A 13,772-nucleotide genomic window follows, 5' to 3' on the forward strand; every position below is an offset into this window, starting at 1 on the left:
CCGTGGCCGCGCGGGCGGGGGGCGCGGCGCAGCATCACGCCGCCAGTCGGGCGGAGGCGAGGATCCGGCCGTCGAGCATGTGCACGGTACGCTTGGCGATATCGGCGTGCGCGGGGCTGTGCGTCACCATCACGATCGTCGCGCCCTCGGCGTTGAGCTGCCGCAGGATCTCCATCACCTGCGCGCCATTGGCGGTGTCGAGGTTGCCGGTCGGCTCGTCCGCCAGGATCAGCCGCGGCGCGCCCACGATCGCGCGGGCGATCGCGGCGCGCTGCTGCTGGCCGCCCGACAATTGGTGGGGATGGTGGCGCTGGCGGTGCGCGATGCCGACGCGGTCCATCGCCGCGGCGACCCGCTCCTTCTTCTCGCGCGCCGGCATCGACCGATAGGCGAGCCCGAGTGCGACATTCTCCGCGATCGTCAGCTCGTCGATCAGGTTGAAGCTCTGGAACACGAAGCCGAGGCGGTCGCGGCGCAGCCTGGCGAGCTCCGCCTCCGGCGCGTGCGCGACGTCGTCGCCCTCGAACAGATACTTGCCCCCGCTCGGCCGATCGATCGTGCCGAGGATGTTGAGCAGGGTCGACTTGCCGCAGCCCGACGGGCCCATGATGGCGACGAACTCGGCGCGCTCGACGTGCAGGTCGATCCCGCCCAGCGCGGTGGTCTCGACCTCGTCGGAGGCATAGGTGCGGCTGACGTCCTGGAGCTGGATCATGGCGGTTCCTATCGGATGATCAGGGTCTGGTAGGGGGCGTAGGTGGCGAGCGGGGTGGTCACGATGCGCTCGCCCGGGGCGAGGCCGGCGGTCACCTCGACCTGGTCGGGGTTGCGGCGACCGGTCTGGATCGCGCGGCGCACCGCGTGGCCGTCGCCGTCCAGCACGAAGGCGGCGGCGCCGCCCGCGTCGAGCCAGCCGCCCGCCGGGGCGACGATCGCCGGCCGGTCGGCGCCGAGCACGAGGCGCGTGTCGAGCGTCTGGCCGCGGTTGAGCCCGGCGGGCACCGCGCCGTCGAAGCCGAGCTCGACGCGGAAGCGGCCCTCGGTCACCTGCGGCAGGATGCGGATGACGTGCAGCGGGTAGCTTCTGCCGTCGAGGTCGGCGCGCGCGCTCAGCCCGGTGCGGACTCGGCCGAGGTAGAATTGGTCGACGTCGGCGACCAATTTCCACTGGCCCTCCGAGTCGATCTGGCCGACCGGATCGCCCGGCTTGATCATCTGCCCCGGCTGGATGGTGAAAGCGGTGAGCCGCCCGCTGACCGGCGCGCGCAGCGTCAAGGCGGCGAGGCTTTCGCGGACCATCCCCAGGCTGTCGCGCAGCTCGCGCCCGGTGGCGCTGATCCCGGCCGACTGGTCGGCGAGCGTGCCGTTCGCCTGCGCCTGCCCGGCGGCGAGCGCGGCGACGCGGCTCTTCTGATACGCCGCTTCCTCGCGCAGCGGGTCGATCGCGGCGGCGGTGACGAAGCCGCGGTCGAACAGCACCTGCTTCTGGCGCAGCGCGGTCTCCGCCTTGGAGAGGGCGTTGCGCGCGTCGGCGAGGTCGCGCGCCGCGTCCTGCCGCGTGCGCTGCACCGACAGTTCGGCGCCGCTGTTGGCGCTGAGCTGGCCGACGATGCTCGCGGAGCGACTGGCGACGTCCAGTTCGAGGCTGGGATTGGACAGCCGCGCCAGCGGCGCCCCGGCGGCGACCATCGTGCCGTCGGTCGCGATCAGCGCCGCGACCGAGCCGCCCTGCACCGCGCCGACGTAGACGGTGCGCAGCGGCGCGACCTCGGCCCGCAGCGGCACGAAGTCGCGGAACGCCTCGCGCGCGACGGTGCCGGTGCGGATCGCCTGCGCGTCGACCACCAGGCTGTTGCTCCCCGGCGTCAGCCACCACAGCGCCAGCGCGGCGAGCAGCGCCGCCGCGCCGATCGCGCCGCGGACGACCAGCCTGCGCCGCGCGCGGCCGGGCCGCTCGACCCGCCGGTCCATGCCCGCGCCGCTGATCGTGAGAGACGGTGTATCGATCATGCGGACACCGTAACCCGGACATGGGCCGCCGACCTAAGTTCCTGCCTTACCAAGCCTTTTCACAAAGGACTGGCCAGTGTCCGGTCAGGCCTTGCGCCGACTGTCCGTTTCCGGACAGGTCCTGACCCATGTCAACCGAATCACCGCGCATCCTGGTCGTCGACGACGACGCCGACATCGCCCGCGCCGCGCAGCTGCTGCTCGAGCGCCAGGGCATGATCGTGGCGCACGCGCCCGATCCCGCCGCGGCCTGGGTGCGCCTCGCGGAGCGCCCCGCCGACGTCATCCTGCTCGACCTTAATTTCGCGCGCGGCCACACCAGCGGCGAGGAGGGGTTCGCCCTGCTCGACCGGCTCGTCGCCGCGGACCGTCACGCGGTGGTGATCGTCGTCACCGGGCATAGCGGGATCCAGGTCGCGGTGCAGGCGATGCGCGGCGGCGCCGCCGACTTCATCATCAAGCCGTGGAACAACGCGCGGCTCACCGCCACCGTCGAGCGCGGGCTCGCGCTGCGCCGCGCCAAGCTCGACACCGCGCCGCTGCCGCCCGCTGGCGAGGCGCCGCTGCTGCTCGGCGACAGCGCCGCGATCGCCACCGTACGCGACCTGATCGCGCGGATCGCGCCGACCGACGCGGCGCTGCTGCTGCGCGGCCCGGCGGGGAGCGGCAAGTCGCTGGCCGCGACGCTGACGCACCGCGGCTCCGCGCGCGCCGACCGCCCGCTGGTGACGCTCGACGCCGCGACCGAGGCGGGCGCGATCGGCGCGACGCTGGCGGAGGCCGTGGGCGGGACCCTGCTGCTCGACCAGGTCGACCGGCTGCCCGCGCCCGTCCAGGCGGCGCTCGCGCGCGACCTGGACGCGGCACGCGACCTGCGCCTGATCGCCACCACGCGGCTCGATCGGACGGCGCTGCGCGCGGGCCTGCACGAGGATCTGCTCTACCGGATCAGCACGATCGAGTGCGACCTGCCGCCGCTCGCCGCGCGCGACGGGGACGCGGTGCTGCTCGCCCGCCATTTCGCCGCGCTGTTCGCCGGCCGCCACGCCAAGCCGCTGCGGCCGCTGACGATCGAGGCGGAGCGCAGCATCGCCGCCGACGCCTGGCCCGACCATGTCCGCGGCCTGCGCCAGGCGACCGAGCGCGCGGTGCTGCTCGCCACCGGCGAGCGGCTCGACGTCGCCGATCTCGCGCTCGCGCTGGTGCCCGATCCGGCGCAACCGCGCGCGCTCGCCGCCGACCTCAACCTCGCGCGCAGCGAGGGGACGCTCGTCGCCGCCGCGCTCCAGCGCCACGGCTTCAACGTCAGCCGCGCCGCCGCCGAGCTCGGCCTCACCCGCGCCGCGCTGTACCGGCGGATGGCACGCTATGGCCTCTGACCGGGTCACCGCCGCGGCACGGGTGCTGGTCGTCGCCGCGGCCGGTGCGGCGGCGGCATCGAGCATCGGCCGTGGGCTCTACGCCACCGCCTCGGTCGCCATGCTCGTCGCCGTCTGGACCGGCGTCACCGCGGTGATCGCCGCGCAGGCGAGCGCGCCGCCGCCGCCGCCGCCGCCGCCCGCGCCCGACGCGGCGGAGCGGCAGCGGCTGGTCGCCTATCTCGACCTGTCGCCCGCGCCCCTCGTCGCCTACCGCGCCGGCGCGCTCCACGCGGTCAACCGCGCCGCCCGCCGCCTCTTCGCCAGCGACGACATGATCGCCGCGCCGCCGCCGTCCTTGGTCGAGGCGATCACCCGCACCCCGCCGGGCCGCACCGCGACGGTGATGATCGACGACGCACCGTATGCGCTCGCCGTCGGCGCGCTGACCTTGGCCGGCGACGTCGCACAGGTGGGCGCGCTGATCGACATCGGTGCCGAGCTCAAGGCGGCCGAGGCGGCGGCGCTGCGCGAGCTCGTCCAGATCCTCAGCCACGAGATCGTCAACGCGCTGACCCCGATCGCCTCGCTGGCCGAGACCGCGGCCGAGATGCTCGACGACGTGCAGCCGGATCACGCGGCGGTGCGCGAGGCGGTGACCACGGTCGCGCGCCGCGCCGCCGGGCTGCAACGTTTCGGCGACGCCTATCGCAGCCTTGCCCGCCTGCCCGCGCCGGAGCGACGCCGGCTCGCTACCGCCGACTTCATCGCCGATGTCACGCGCCTGTTCGCGGCGCGCTGGCCGACGCTGCCGCTGCACGTCGAGGCGGCGCACGCGCCGGTGCAGCTGCTCGCCGACATCGACCAGCTGTCCGCGGCATTGTGGGCGATCCTGCAGAACGCGGTGGAGGCGGCTGACGACGCCGCGGCGCTGCGCGTCACCCTGAACGTGGAGACCCTGGCCGACACGATCACCTTCACCGTCGACAACACCGGCCCGCCGATCCCGTCGGCGCAGGCGGAAGCGATCTTTCACCCGTTCATGACCACCAAGCCGGCGGGCAGCGGCGTCGGTCTCGCGCTGGCGCGCCAGATCCTGCGCGGCCATGGCGGCGACGTGGTCCTCGCGTCTTCCACGCCGGGTCACACCCGCTTCGTCGCGACGCTGCCGCGTGTGGGCAGCGAGGGCTGAGCGACTGCCGCTCTCCGCGCTACCCCGGCGTGCCCGACGTCGACGTATCGCTCGGGGCGCCACCGATCTTCCTCCGGATCGGTCGCCGGGCACGCCCGGAAGCCACATCGCCAAGAACAAGACGCCGAGGGGATCGGCGTCGGCTGGCGCACGCCTGCTTATCCGCGCGGGATCGTGCGCTCTCTTAACGGTTCGAGAGGACCTGTAACCTACATTAGGATGGATGCTCTCAGCTCGCCAGATCGACCTCGTGCAAGACAGCTTCGCCAGCGTCGTCCCCATCACGGACGTCGCCGCAGCGGAGTTCTATCGTCGGCTGTTCGAGCTGGCACCTGACACGCGCGGCCTCTTCACGACAGACATGGCGGAGCAAGGGCGCAAATTGTTCCTCACGTTGGCGACGGTGGTGGACGCGCTCGATCGTCTCGACACGATCGTACCGGTGGCGCGTGAACTTGCCATCCGCCATGTCGCTTACGGCGCGCGTGAGCGGCACTATGCGGCGGTCGGAACAGCGCTGATGGAGACGCTGCGGCTCGGGCTTGGAAAGGCGTTCGACCGGGACACCGAACAGGCCTGGTTGGCAGCCTATACCATCCTGTCAGACACCATGTTGACGGCCGTGCGCGAGCGGGCGTGACTGACTGATGAGCGCCTGCCAGGCCCCAGAGACTGCACGGCTTCATGCTCAACTCGGGTCGATAGCGGAGCGCCTCACCGACATCGCGGGCGTCGTTGCGTCCGAAGCCGAGACGGCCACGGCAGTGGTCCGCGGCACGACCGAACAGGCGCACCGCGTCGCACATCTCGCCGCCATGCTCGTCGAGGCAGCGGCGATCGTCGAGGCGAACGCTCGACGGCATGCTGACACGATCGCCGATCTCGGTGCCAGCTTGGCGATCAACAAGCCGGTCATCGATTCGCTGATCGAGTCCGCCGACGGCGTCGCATCGATCAGCGCGAGCGTGTCGGCGATCGCGCGGGAAAGTCAGCTGCTGAGCCTCAATGCGCGGATCGAGGCGGCGCGGGCCGGCGAGGCCGGGAGATCATTCTCCGTGGTCGCGGCCGAGATGTCGGCGCTCACCGGCCGGACCAAGCAGGCGACCGACGACATCGGCAAGCGCGCTCTCGCCATCTCACAGGACGTCGGGGCGGCCGAGATGGTCGTGGCTGCGCATGAGGCATTGGTCATCAAGCAGGATGAGCTATTGAGCGCCTCGCTGGAACAGGCGCAGCGGCAGCGAGAGACGGCCGCCGCACTGGCTTCGATCACCGAAGGTACGGCAGAGGCCGCGGATCGCACCGCGGCCGCGATCGGGCGGGTGGGTGCAAACGCCGTCGCGGTGAAGCTCCTGGCACGCCAGCTCGCCAAGCTCGCCAAGCCGACACCCGCGTGAGGAACCACCGCCCTCGACCAATCTGGGGTGCGGGTACGCACCTGCCGGACGTCAGCGGCTCAGCGCGGTTGGTAGCGGTGAGCCCCGGAAGACCCCTGCGCTAGACCCTGCCATCGGTCCGGGTGGATATGGGAACGCTAAGCCTAGGAATGGTGCCCAAGGGCGGGATCGAACCACCGACACTACGATTTTCAGTCGTATGCTCTACCAACTGAGCTACTTGGGCGCACCGCTCGCTGAGCGGTGAGGCGCGGTCCCTAGGCGGTGTCGCGAGACTTGTCCAGCCCCCCCTGTATCTCGTCGTCGATCGGCTGGCCGGGGAGGCGGTAGCCGTCGCCCAGCCAGCGCAGCAGGTCGCGATCCTTGCAGCCGCGGCCGCAGAAGGGGGCATAGTCGCGGTGCGCCGGGGCGGCGCAGATGGGGCAGCGCTGGGTCATCACTCGAAGATAAGCAGCCGGCCGGTGCGGCGCAGCAGCGCGTCCTGCCACTCGGGGCTGGCCAGCACGCGCGCGCGCACCGGCTCGGGCAGGCGGTGGCGCGGCGAGGCGCTCGGCGGCTCGCGCTCGATCCGGCGCAGCGCGGCGCGCGACTCGGCGCCGACGGGATCCTCGCGCAGCCGCTCGGGCAGTGAGGCGCGCGGGCGCGGGCGCACCAGCTGCAGGAAGCCGAAGCCGTTGACCGCGGTGCGCTCGAACGGCGGCGGCAGCGCGGCGTCGAGCGCCGCGGCGACCGCCTGGCGCGCCGCCCTGCCGGTGACGCTGGGAAAGTCGATCCCGATCGAGCCGCCGATGCCGTGGCGCCGGATGGCATGCGCCACCGCGGTCGCGGCGCGCAGCGCGAGCATGTCGGGCGCGTCGTCGCCGTCGACGTCGAACAGCGTCATCGCCGGGGTCGGCGACATTCGCAAAGCGCCGCCGGCGAAGGCGATCTCGCCGGTGCGCGCCTCCTCCAGCACCTCGGACCAGCCCGCCGCCTCGAGCACGTCGGCCTCGTGCGCGCGCGGCTCGATCACCGGTAGCCCGGTCGCGGCGATCCGCTCGCGCAGCGTCGCGCCGGGCGCGGGGGCGGCGTCGGTGACGCGGCCGCGCGCGCGCTTGGCGCGGCCGGGCTCGGGGATCGCCTCGCGCGTCACCTCCACCGTCAGCCGCGCGCCGAGCGTCACGCCCGGCGGCGCGCGGTCGAGCAGCAGCTCGCGCGCGTCCTCCAGTACCGCGACCTGGCGCTCGCGCAGCCGCGCCGGCGCGACGGTCCCGACGCGCAGACCGTCGGGCAGCTCGATCCGCGCGGCGAGTATCCGCTCGCCCTCGACCAGTGCGGCGCGCGCCTCGCCGATCCCCTCCTCGTACAGCCACTCAGCCAAGCACGACTCCCGCGGTGGCGAGCAGCGCGCGCGTCTCGAACAAGGGCAGGCCGATCACCCCGGAGTGGCTGCCGGCGAGGAAGCGCACGAACGCCTCGGCGCGGCCCTGGATGGCGTAGCCGCCCGCCTTGCCGAGCCCCTCGCCGCACGCGACGTACGAATCGATCTCCGCCTCGCTCAGCGGCTTGAACGCGACCACCGTGTCCGCCAGACGGGTGCGCGCGCGGCCGTCGGGGGCGATCACGCACACCGCCGAGAGCGCGTGGTGGCGCCGCCCCGCGAGCAGCCGCAGCAGCGTGCGCTGCACGTCATGGTCGGTCGCCGGGGGCAGGATCCGGCGACCGAGCGCGATCGTGGTGTCGCCCGCGAGCACCGCCTCGCCCGCGCCGCGCGCCACGGCGCGCGCTTTCTCCTCGGCGAGGCGCAGCGCATAGGCGCGCGGTAGCTCGCGCGGGCGCGGGGCCTCGTCGATGTCGGGGTACTCGGTCCGCAAGGGGGCCACGCCGAGCCGCGCGAGCAGGTCGCGGCGGCGCGGCGAGGAGGAGGCGAGCACCAGCGGCGCGGCGCCGGGGGGCGTCACGCTCTCACCGTCGGCGTCATGGGCAGGCTCGTCCGGCGCGCGGCTCAGGACGGGCCGGGGCCGCCGCGGCCGGGCATGAAGCGGTAGGTGATGCGACCCTTGGTGAGGTCGTACGGGGTCAGCTCGACCAGCACCTCGTCGCCGACGAGGACTCGGATGCGGTTCTTGCGCATCTTGCCCGCGGTGTGGCCGAGGATCTCATGGTCGTTCTCGAGCCGGACGCGGAACATCGCGTTGGGCAGCAGCTCCACCACCTGCCCGCGCATCTCGAGGAGTTCTTCTTTCGCCAAACGGTGTCTCTTTCGCGCTGAATGCGCGCGCCCTTAGCCGAGACGGCGGAGAAAGGAAAGGCGAGCGCGTGGATCGCGCGGCGACCCGTGAGGCGCGGCGCGGCTCGTATATGGACAATGTCGGGGGTTTCGGCAAGCGGCGCGGCGCGGCGTCTATACTGGGGCATGGGAGCTACCACGTTCACGCTGCGCTACGGGGACCTGTTGGCGGCGACGCGCGCGGGCGCCGCGACGCGCGGAAGGTGGCGCCGCGGCGCGCTGATCGCGCTGCCCTGGGCGACGCTCGCGGTCGCGCTCGGCACGGGCGATCTCGCCGGGAGCGAGCCGCTCAGCGTGGAGGTGGCGCTGGTGCTCGCCGCGCTGGGCTGGAGCGCGGCGATGCTGCTGGTCGCGCCCATCGCGGCGCGCCAGCGGCTGGTGCGGCGCGTGCGGCGTCGCTTCGCGCGCGAGCCCGAGACGGCGCTGCTCACCACCTTGGCGTGGCGAGAGAGCGGGCTGGTGCTGGCCTCGCCGCGCGGCACGGTGCGGCTCGGCTGGGACGAAGTGTCGGCGGTAGAGCAGGGCGCGCTGCTGCTGTTCCGCCGTCACGACGGCGGGGTGCCGCCGTTCGTGCCGCTGGCGCTACTGACGCCGGCGCAGCGCGCCGAGCTGCTCGCGCTGGCGGATGGGGTGGAGTAGCGGCGGCAGGGAGGTGAGTTGTGCCAGCCGCCTACGATGCTCGCGCCTCACAGCAGCGAGCCCTGGCCGCCGCGATCGTCGCGCGCCGCCTGGCGGAAGGCGGCGTGCGGGTCGAGGTGCGGCAGATCGGGGCGCTTGCCCGCCATCAGCTCGGCCAGGGTCAGGATCTGCAGCCGCGCGTAGCTGCGCCCGGTGGCGCTGCTGGCGAACCGCCCCCCCGCGGCGGCCTCGCGGATCATCGGCTCGGTCGGCGCGGCGCGGGTGACGAACACGCCCGCGATCGCGCGGTCGCGCACCATCGCCGCGTGGAGCTCGCGCACCATCGCGACGCCGACCTGCTCGCCGCTCTTCACCGACACCAGCGCGCGCTCGATCGTGCGCCCGTCGGGCCGGCAGTAGAGCAGCCCGTCGACCCCGCCGTCGGCTCCCTTGCGTCGCCCGCCGTGCGGCATCGCGCCGATCAGGAAGACGACCCACCATTGGAACTGGTAGCGGTCGCGCCGCGCCAGGTCCTCGGCCGAGGCGAGATCGCGCGGTGTTCCCTCGACGGTGAAGCGCGCCTCGGGAAAGGCGGCGTGCAGGCGTTTCTCGATCAGCGCGATGGCGAGGTGAGTCACGTCGATCCCGACCCAGCGCCGCTCGAGCTTCTGCGCGGCGTGCACCGCGGTGCCGCAGCCGCAGAAGGGATCGAGCACGAGGTCGCCCGGCCGCGACGAGGCGGCGATGATCCGCTCCAGCAGCGCGACCGGTTTCTGTGTCGGATAGCCCAGTTTCTCGACCGAGAAGGACTTGATGTTGGGCGAGTAGAGCGCGGGATCGTCCCACACGTCGTCGATCGGCTTGCCGAGCGGGTTGGCGCCGCCGCCGCGGCGCTCGTAGCCCGCGGCGTGCGCGACATATTGCTTGTTGAAGGTCCAATCGGCGGCGGGGTCGCGGACGTAGTAGAAGATCGTGTCGTGGTTGCGCACCCAGTTGCCGGTGCGAGTCTTGAAGCCGCTCACCCAGCCCGAGCGCCACACGATCTCGCGGCGGAAGGCGCGCGGCGCGAACACGCCGTCGAGCAGCAGCTTGAGGTAATGGCCCGCGGTCGGGTCGCAGTGGAGATAGAGGCTGCCGCTGGGCTTGAGCACGCGGCGCAGCTCGATCAGCCGGATCGTCATCATGGCGAGATAGGCGAGCATGTCGTTCTCGCCGAGGAAGCGACGGAGCGAGTCGAGCAGCTGGAAAGCATCCGCATGGCCGCTGCGCGCGACCTGGTCGAAGGCGTCGGCGGCGGCGTCGTTCCAGTGCCAGCTGTCGTGGAAGGCCTCCACCTGCGCCGCGGTGCCCGCGCCGTCGGGCGCGCGGAAGAGGATGTTGTAGCTGGCGTTCGAGTTGAACGGCGGGTCGAGGTAGATCAGGTCGACGCTGGAATCCGCGACCTCGCGCCGCAGCACGTCGAGATTGTCGCCGTAGTAGAGGTGGTTCGTCGGTCGGTTCGTGCCCATGCGCGCGACCGGAGCGTGGTTGTCACGCTGGCGTCACGAGCTGGTTCGTCCGGAACGGAGGTGAGCGGCGCGGCGTGAGGGGCGGGCGATCCGAAGTGGATCATTCTGGCGTGAGAGGAGGAAGATCCTCCCCGGCACGGGGAGGGACCGCTCGCCCTAGGCGAGTGGTGGAGGGGGCTCTCCGCGCGGCGCAGCGTTGGTGGCAGCCCCCCTCCACCACCGGCTACGCCGGCGCTCCCCCTCCCCGCGAGCGGGGAGGATCGACGAGTCGCCGCCTCAACCACCCCCCGCCAGCGCGGCGAGCAGCAGCAGCGCGACGATGTTGGTGATCTTGATCATCGGGTTGACCGCCGGCCCGGCGGTGTCCTTGTACGGGTCCCCGACGGTGTCGCCCGTCACCGCGGCCTTGTGCGCCTCGGAGCCCTTGCCGCCGTGGTTGCCGTCCTCGATGTACTTCTTGGCATTGTCCCAGGCGCCACCGCCCGAGGTCATCGAGAGCGCGACGAACAGCCCCGAGACGATCACGCCGAGCAGCATCGCCCCCAGCGCCGCGAAGCCGCTCGCCTGCCCGTCCACCGCGGTCACGATATAGTAGAGCGCGATCGGCGACAGCACCGGCAGCAGCGAGGGGATGATCATCTCGCGGATCGCGGCGCGCGTCACGAGATCGACCGTGCGGCCGTAATTCGGCCGGCTGGTCCCTTCCATGATGCCGGGATTGTCGCGGAACTGCTGGCGCACCTCCTCGACCACCGCGCCCGCCGCGCGCCCCACCGCGGTCATGCCGAAGGCGCCGAAGAGATAGGGCAGCAATGCGCCGAGCAGCAGCCCGACGATCACGTACGGGTTGCTGAGCGAGAAGTTGACCGACAGGTCGGGAAAATAGGTCTGCAAATCGGTGGTATAGGCGCCGAACAGCACCAGCGCGGCGAGCCCGGCCGAGCCGATCGCATAGCCCTTGGTCACCGCCTTGGTGGTGTTGCCGACCGCGTCGAGCGCGTCGGTCCGCTCGCGCACCTCGTCCTCCAGCCCCGCCATCTCGGCGATGCCGCCGGCATTGTCGGTCACCGGGCCATAAGCGTCGAGCGCCACCACCATGCCCGCCTGCGACAGCATCGCGGTCGCGGCGAAGGCGATGCCGATGATCCCGGCGAGCTTGTAGGCGGCGACCACCGCGACCACGATCACCAAGGTCGGCAGCGCGGTCGCCTCGAGGCTGATCGCGAGGCCCTGGATCACGTTGGTGCCGTGGCCGGTCTCGCTCGCCTTGGCGATCGACTTGACCGGGCGGTAGTTGGTGCCGGTGTAGTACTCAGTGATCCACACGATCAGCCCGGTCACCGCCAGCCCGATCAGCATCGAGAAGAACAGGTCGTAGCCGGTGAAGGCGCTCGCCGCGGGCACGCCCGCGACGCCGCTCGCCGCCTGCGAGGTCGCGCCCGCGTCGGGCACCGCGCCGCTGCCGGCGTCGAGGAAGCCCGCGCCGCCGATCACGCGGTGCAGGTCGCCGAGCGTCCACTGCGTCACCGCCCAGATCGCGGGGATCGACAGCAGCGCCGAGGTCCAGAAGCCCTTGTACAGCGCGCCCATGATCGAGCCGCCGCCGAGCCGCACCATATAGGTGCCGATGATCGAGGTGATGATGCACACGCCGCCGACCGCGAGCGGCAGGCTCATCAGCCGCATCAGCTCGGCCGCGTCGGCCTGGATCAGCAGCGCGATCGACACCATGGTGACGCCGAGCGTGACGACATAGGTCTCGAACAGGTCGGCGGCCATGCCGGCGCAGTCGCCGACGTTGTCGCCGACATTGTCCGCGATCACCGCGGGGTTGCGCGGATCGTCCTCGGGGATGCCGGCCTCGACCTTGCCGACCAGGTCGGCGCCGACGTCGGCCGCCTTGGTGAAGATGCCGCCGCCCAGCCGCGCGAAGATCGAGATCAGCGAGGCGCCGAACGCCAGCGCGGTGAGCGCCTCGACGATCGCGCGGTCGTTGGGCAACAGCCCCGCCGGTCCGGTCAGATACCAGAAGAACAAGGCGATGGAGAGCAGCCCCAGCCCGGCGACGAGCATCCCCGTCACCGCGCCCGAGCGGAACGCCATGGTCAGCCCGCGCTGGAGCGTGTGGCGTGCCGCCTCGGCGGTGCGGACGTTGGCGCGCACCGAGATCGTCATGCCGACGAACCCGGCCAGGCCGGAAAGCAAGGCGCCGATGACGAAGCCGATCGTCGACAGCAGCCCGAGCGTGACCGCGAGCACGACCGCGACGATCGCGCCGACCACGGCGATGGTGGTGTACTGGCGCCCGAGATAGGCCTTGGCCCCCTCCTGGATCGCGCCCGCGATATCCTGCATCCGCTCATTGCCCGGCGACGCGGCGAGCACCTGGCGGCTGGTGACGAAGCCATAGAGTACGGCGATGACGCCGCAGACGATGGCAAGGTAGACGATCGTCATGCCTCACATCCCTCCTGTTGCGCGCCCGGTCTGTCGCCGGGAGGTGTCGCGCGGGAAGCGGAGGCTAACATGCGGGAACGTCAGCGCAACCCGTGCTCATACCCGAGCCTTGGAGGGGGCGGCAGCGGCTCGCCGGCGCGGGTCAGCCGCAGCCCTGCGCCGGGTTCGAAGCGGCCGACCCGGGTCGCCGGCACGGGCGCGACGAAGCCGGGCGCGGCGGCGAACAGCAGCTCGTAATCGTCGCCCGCGGTCGCGGCCGCGAGCGCGTCGGTGACGCCCGCCGCCAGCGGCACGTCGGCGAGCTCGACCGTCACCGCGACGCCGCTCGCCGCCGCCATCCGCGCCGCGTCGATCAGTAGCCCGTCGGAGACGTCCATCATCGCGGCGACCAGCGGCGCCAGCGCGCGCCCCTCGGCGAGCCGCGGCACCGGGCGGCGGTAGCGCGCCAGCAGCTCAGGCTCGCCGTGGCCCGTGCGCGCGATCGCCAGCCCCGCGCCGGCGTCGCCGATCGTGCCGGTGACCCACAGCGTATCGCCCGCGCGCGCGCCGGACCGCGGCGGCGCGGCGGCGTCGCGCCCGATCGCGGTGAGCGTCAGCACGCGGGGTGCGCCGGCGGGCAGCGTCACCGTGTCGCCGCCGAGCAGGGCGCCGCCGAGGTCGCGCAGCGCGGCGTCGAGCCCGTCGATGAAGGCGGCGTCCCAGTCGGCGTCGCGCAGCGGGTAGCTGAGCAGCACGCCCTCGACCAGCGCGCCCTTGCCGGCCAGATCGGAGTAGTTGGTCGCGAGCAGCTTCCACGCGACGTCGGCGGCGGGGTCGTCGGGGAGGAAGTGGACGCCCTCGACCAGCGTGTCCGTGGTGAGCGTATAGTCGCCCAATGTCGCGGTATCGTCGGCGAGGCCGCGCGCGCCGGGGTGGAGCGGCAGCCGGCGCAGGCGCGCGAGGAGATCGGCCTCGGTCATGCGC

At 72.6% G+C, this 13,772-nt stretch carries 14 protein-coding genes and 1 tRNA gene; 5 read left to right on the forward strand and 10 right to left on the reverse strand.

Annotated elements, in window-relative coordinates:
- Nucleotides 1-34: 34 nt before the first annotated feature.
- On the reverse strand, nucleotides 35-715 hold the full coding sequence (locus K7957_RS14740) for an ABC transporter ATP-binding protein (RefSeq protein WP_223012748.1): 681 nt from the start codon (nucleotides 713-715) through the stop codon (nucleotides 35-37).
- An 8-nt stretch (nucleotides 716-723) separates the two neighbouring features.
- Nucleotides 724-2,010, reverse strand: coding sequence for an efflux RND transporter periplasmic adaptor subunit (locus K7957_RS14745; protein ID WP_246617124.1), 1,287 nt, complete (start codon nucleotides 2,008-2,010; stop codon nucleotides 724-726).
- Nucleotides 2,011-2,138: 128 nt separating this feature from the next.
- Here K7957_RS14745 and K7957_RS14750 point away from each other — a divergent pair, with 128 nt between their 5' ends.
- The 4 genes from K7957_RS14750 (at nucleotide 2,139) to K7957_RS14765 (ending at nucleotide 5,957) form a co-directional block, all read left to right on the forward strand.
- Complete coding sequence (locus K7957_RS14750) at nucleotides 2,139-3,389, forward strand: sigma-54-dependent transcriptional regulator (protein WP_223012749.1); 1,251 nt, start codon at nucleotides 2,139-2,141, stop codon at nucleotides 3,387-3,389.
- Entirely contained in the window at nucleotides 3,379-4,560 is a 1,182-nt protein-coding gene (locus K7957_RS14755; protein ID WP_223012750.1) for a sensor histidine kinase, read from the forward strand. Before K7957_RS14750 ends, K7957_RS14755 begins: the two co-directional genes overlap by 11 nt.
- 250 nt (nucleotides 4,561-4,810) lie before the next feature.
- Nucleotides 4,811-5,200, forward strand: a complete 390-nt coding sequence (locus K7957_RS14760; RefSeq protein ID WP_223012751.1) for a globin family protein — start codon at nucleotides 4,811-4,813, stop codon at nucleotides 5,198-5,200.
- 7 nt (nucleotides 5,201-5,207) lie between these two features.
- A complete protein-coding gene (locus K7957_RS14765; RefSeq protein WP_223012752.1) occupies nucleotides 5,208-5,957 on the forward strand; it encodes a methyl-accepting chemotaxis protein in 750 nt (249 codons plus the stop codon).
- 150 nt (nucleotides 5,958-6,107) lie between these two features.
- Here the strand turns inward: K7957_RS14765 and K7957_RS14770 are convergent.
- The 5 genes from K7957_RS14770 to infA all read right to left on the reverse strand — a co-directional run bounded on the left by K7957_RS14770 (nucleotide 6,108) and on the right by infA (nucleotide 8,187).
- Nucleotides 6,108-6,183, reverse strand: a tRNA-Phe gene (locus tag K7957_RS14770).
- Between the two features lie 31 nt (nucleotides 6,184-6,214).
- Nucleotides 6,215-6,394 carry a DNA gyrase inhibitor YacG gene (locus K7957_RS14775; protein ID WP_223012753.1) on the reverse strand — a complete coding sequence of 60 codons (180 nt, stop codon included), beginning with the start codon at nucleotides 6,392-6,394 and terminating at the stop codon, nucleotides 6,215-6,217.
- A complete protein-coding gene (locus tag K7957_RS14780) occupies nucleotides 6,394-7,317 on the reverse strand; it encodes a ribonuclease E/G (protein ID WP_223012754.1) in 924 nt (307 codons plus the stop codon). Before K7957_RS14780 ends, K7957_RS14775 begins: the two co-directional genes overlap by 1 nt.
- Nucleotides 7,310-7,897 carry a Maf family protein gene (locus K7957_RS14785; protein ID WP_223012755.1) on the reverse strand — a complete coding sequence of 196 codons (588 nt, stop codon included), beginning with the start codon at nucleotides 7,895-7,897 and terminating at the stop codon, nucleotides 7,310-7,312. The genes K7957_RS14780 and K7957_RS14785 overlap by 8 nt, the downstream gene beginning before the upstream one ends.
- A 44-nt stretch (nucleotides 7,898-7,941) precedes the next feature.
- Nucleotides 7,942-8,187 (reverse strand): translation initiation factor IF-1, encoded by a 246-nt coding sequence (gene infA / locus K7957_RS14790; RefSeq protein ID WP_022685627.1) that lies wholly within the window; start codon nucleotides 8,185-8,187, stop codon nucleotides 7,942-7,944.
- Nucleotides 8,188-8,352: 165 nt separating this feature from the next.
- On the opposite strand from infA, the gene K7957_RS14795 reads away from it, so the two are divergent.
- Nucleotides 8,353-8,865, forward strand: a complete 513-nt coding sequence (locus K7957_RS14795; RefSeq protein ID WP_223012756.1) for a hypothetical protein — start codon at nucleotides 8,353-8,355, stop codon at nucleotides 8,863-8,865.
- Nucleotides 8,866-8,912: 47 nt separating this feature from the next.
- Here the strand turns inward: K7957_RS14795 and K7957_RS14800 are convergent, their stop codons facing one another.
- The 3 genes from K7957_RS14800 to thiL all read right to left on the reverse strand — a co-directional run bounded on the left by K7957_RS14800 (nucleotide 8,913) and on the right by thiL (nucleotide 13,768).
- Nucleotides 8,913-10,352: a DNA methyltransferase gene (locus K7957_RS14800; RefSeq protein ID WP_223012757.1), complete on the reverse strand. Its 1,440-nt coding sequence runs from the start codon at nucleotides 10,350-10,352 to the stop codon at nucleotides 8,913-8,915.
- A 276-nt stretch (nucleotides 10,353-10,628) separates the two neighbouring features.
- On the reverse strand, nucleotides 10,629-12,809 hold the full coding sequence (locus K7957_RS14805; protein WP_223012758.1) for a sodium-translocating pyrophosphatase: 2,181 nt from the start codon (nucleotides 12,807-12,809) through the stop codon (nucleotides 10,629-10,631).
- 80 nt (nucleotides 12,810-12,889) lie between these two features.
- On the reverse strand, nucleotides 12,890-13,768 hold the full coding sequence (gene thiL / locus K7957_RS14810) for a thiamine-phosphate kinase (RefSeq protein WP_223012759.1): 879 nt from the start codon (nucleotides 13,766-13,768) through the stop codon (nucleotides 12,890-12,892).
- Between the last annotated feature and the right edge of the window lie 4 nt (nucleotides 13,769-13,772).

Source organism: Sphingomonas yunnanensis (assembly GCF_019898765.1).
In the GTDB taxonomy this organism is placed as follows: Bacteria; Pseudomonadota; Alphaproteobacteria; order Sphingomonadales; family Sphingomonadaceae; genus Sphingomonas; species Sphingomonas yunnanensis.

Excerpts from the sequence above, each read along its gene's own strand:
- thiL (WP_223012759.1), bottom strand. The coding sequence starts at position 13,768 with ATGACCGAGGCCGATCTCCTCGCGCGCCTGCGCCGGCTGCCGCTCCAC.
- K7957_RS14775 (WP_223012753.1), bottom strand. The coding sequence starts at position 6,394 with ATGACCCAGCGCTGCCCCATCTGCGCCGCCCCGGCGCACCGCGACTAT.
- K7957_RS14765 (WP_223012752.1), top strand. The coding sequence starts at position 5,208 with ATGAGCGCCTGCCAGGCCCCAGAGACTGCACGGCTTCATGCTCAACTC.
- K7957_RS14750 (WP_223012749.1), top strand. The coding sequence starts at position 2,139 with ATGTCAACCGAATCACCGCGCATCCTGGTCGTCGACGACGACGCCGAC.
- K7957_RS14795 (WP_223012756.1), top strand. The coding sequence starts at position 8,353 with ATGGGAGCTACCACGTTCACGCTGCGCTACGGGGACCTGTTGGCGGCG.
- K7957_RS14740 (WP_223012748.1), bottom strand. The coding sequence starts at position 715 with ATGATCCAGCTCCAGGACGTCAGCCGCACCTATGCCTCCGACGAGGTC.
- K7957_RS14755 (WP_223012750.1), top strand. The coding sequence starts at position 3,379 with ATGGCCTCTGACCGGGTCACCGCCGCGGCACGGGTGCTGGTCGTCGCC.
- K7957_RS14800 (WP_223012757.1), bottom strand. The coding sequence starts at position 10,352 with ATGGGCACGAACCGACCGACGAACCACCTCTACTACGGCGACAATCTC.
- K7957_RS14745 (WP_246617124.1), bottom strand. The coding sequence starts at position 2,010 with ATGATCGATACACCGTCTCTCACGATCAGCGGCGCGGGCATGGACCGG.
- K7957_RS14805 (WP_223012758.1), bottom strand. The coding sequence starts at position 12,809 with ATGACGATCGTCTACCTTGCCATCGTCTGCGGCGTCATCGCCGTACTC.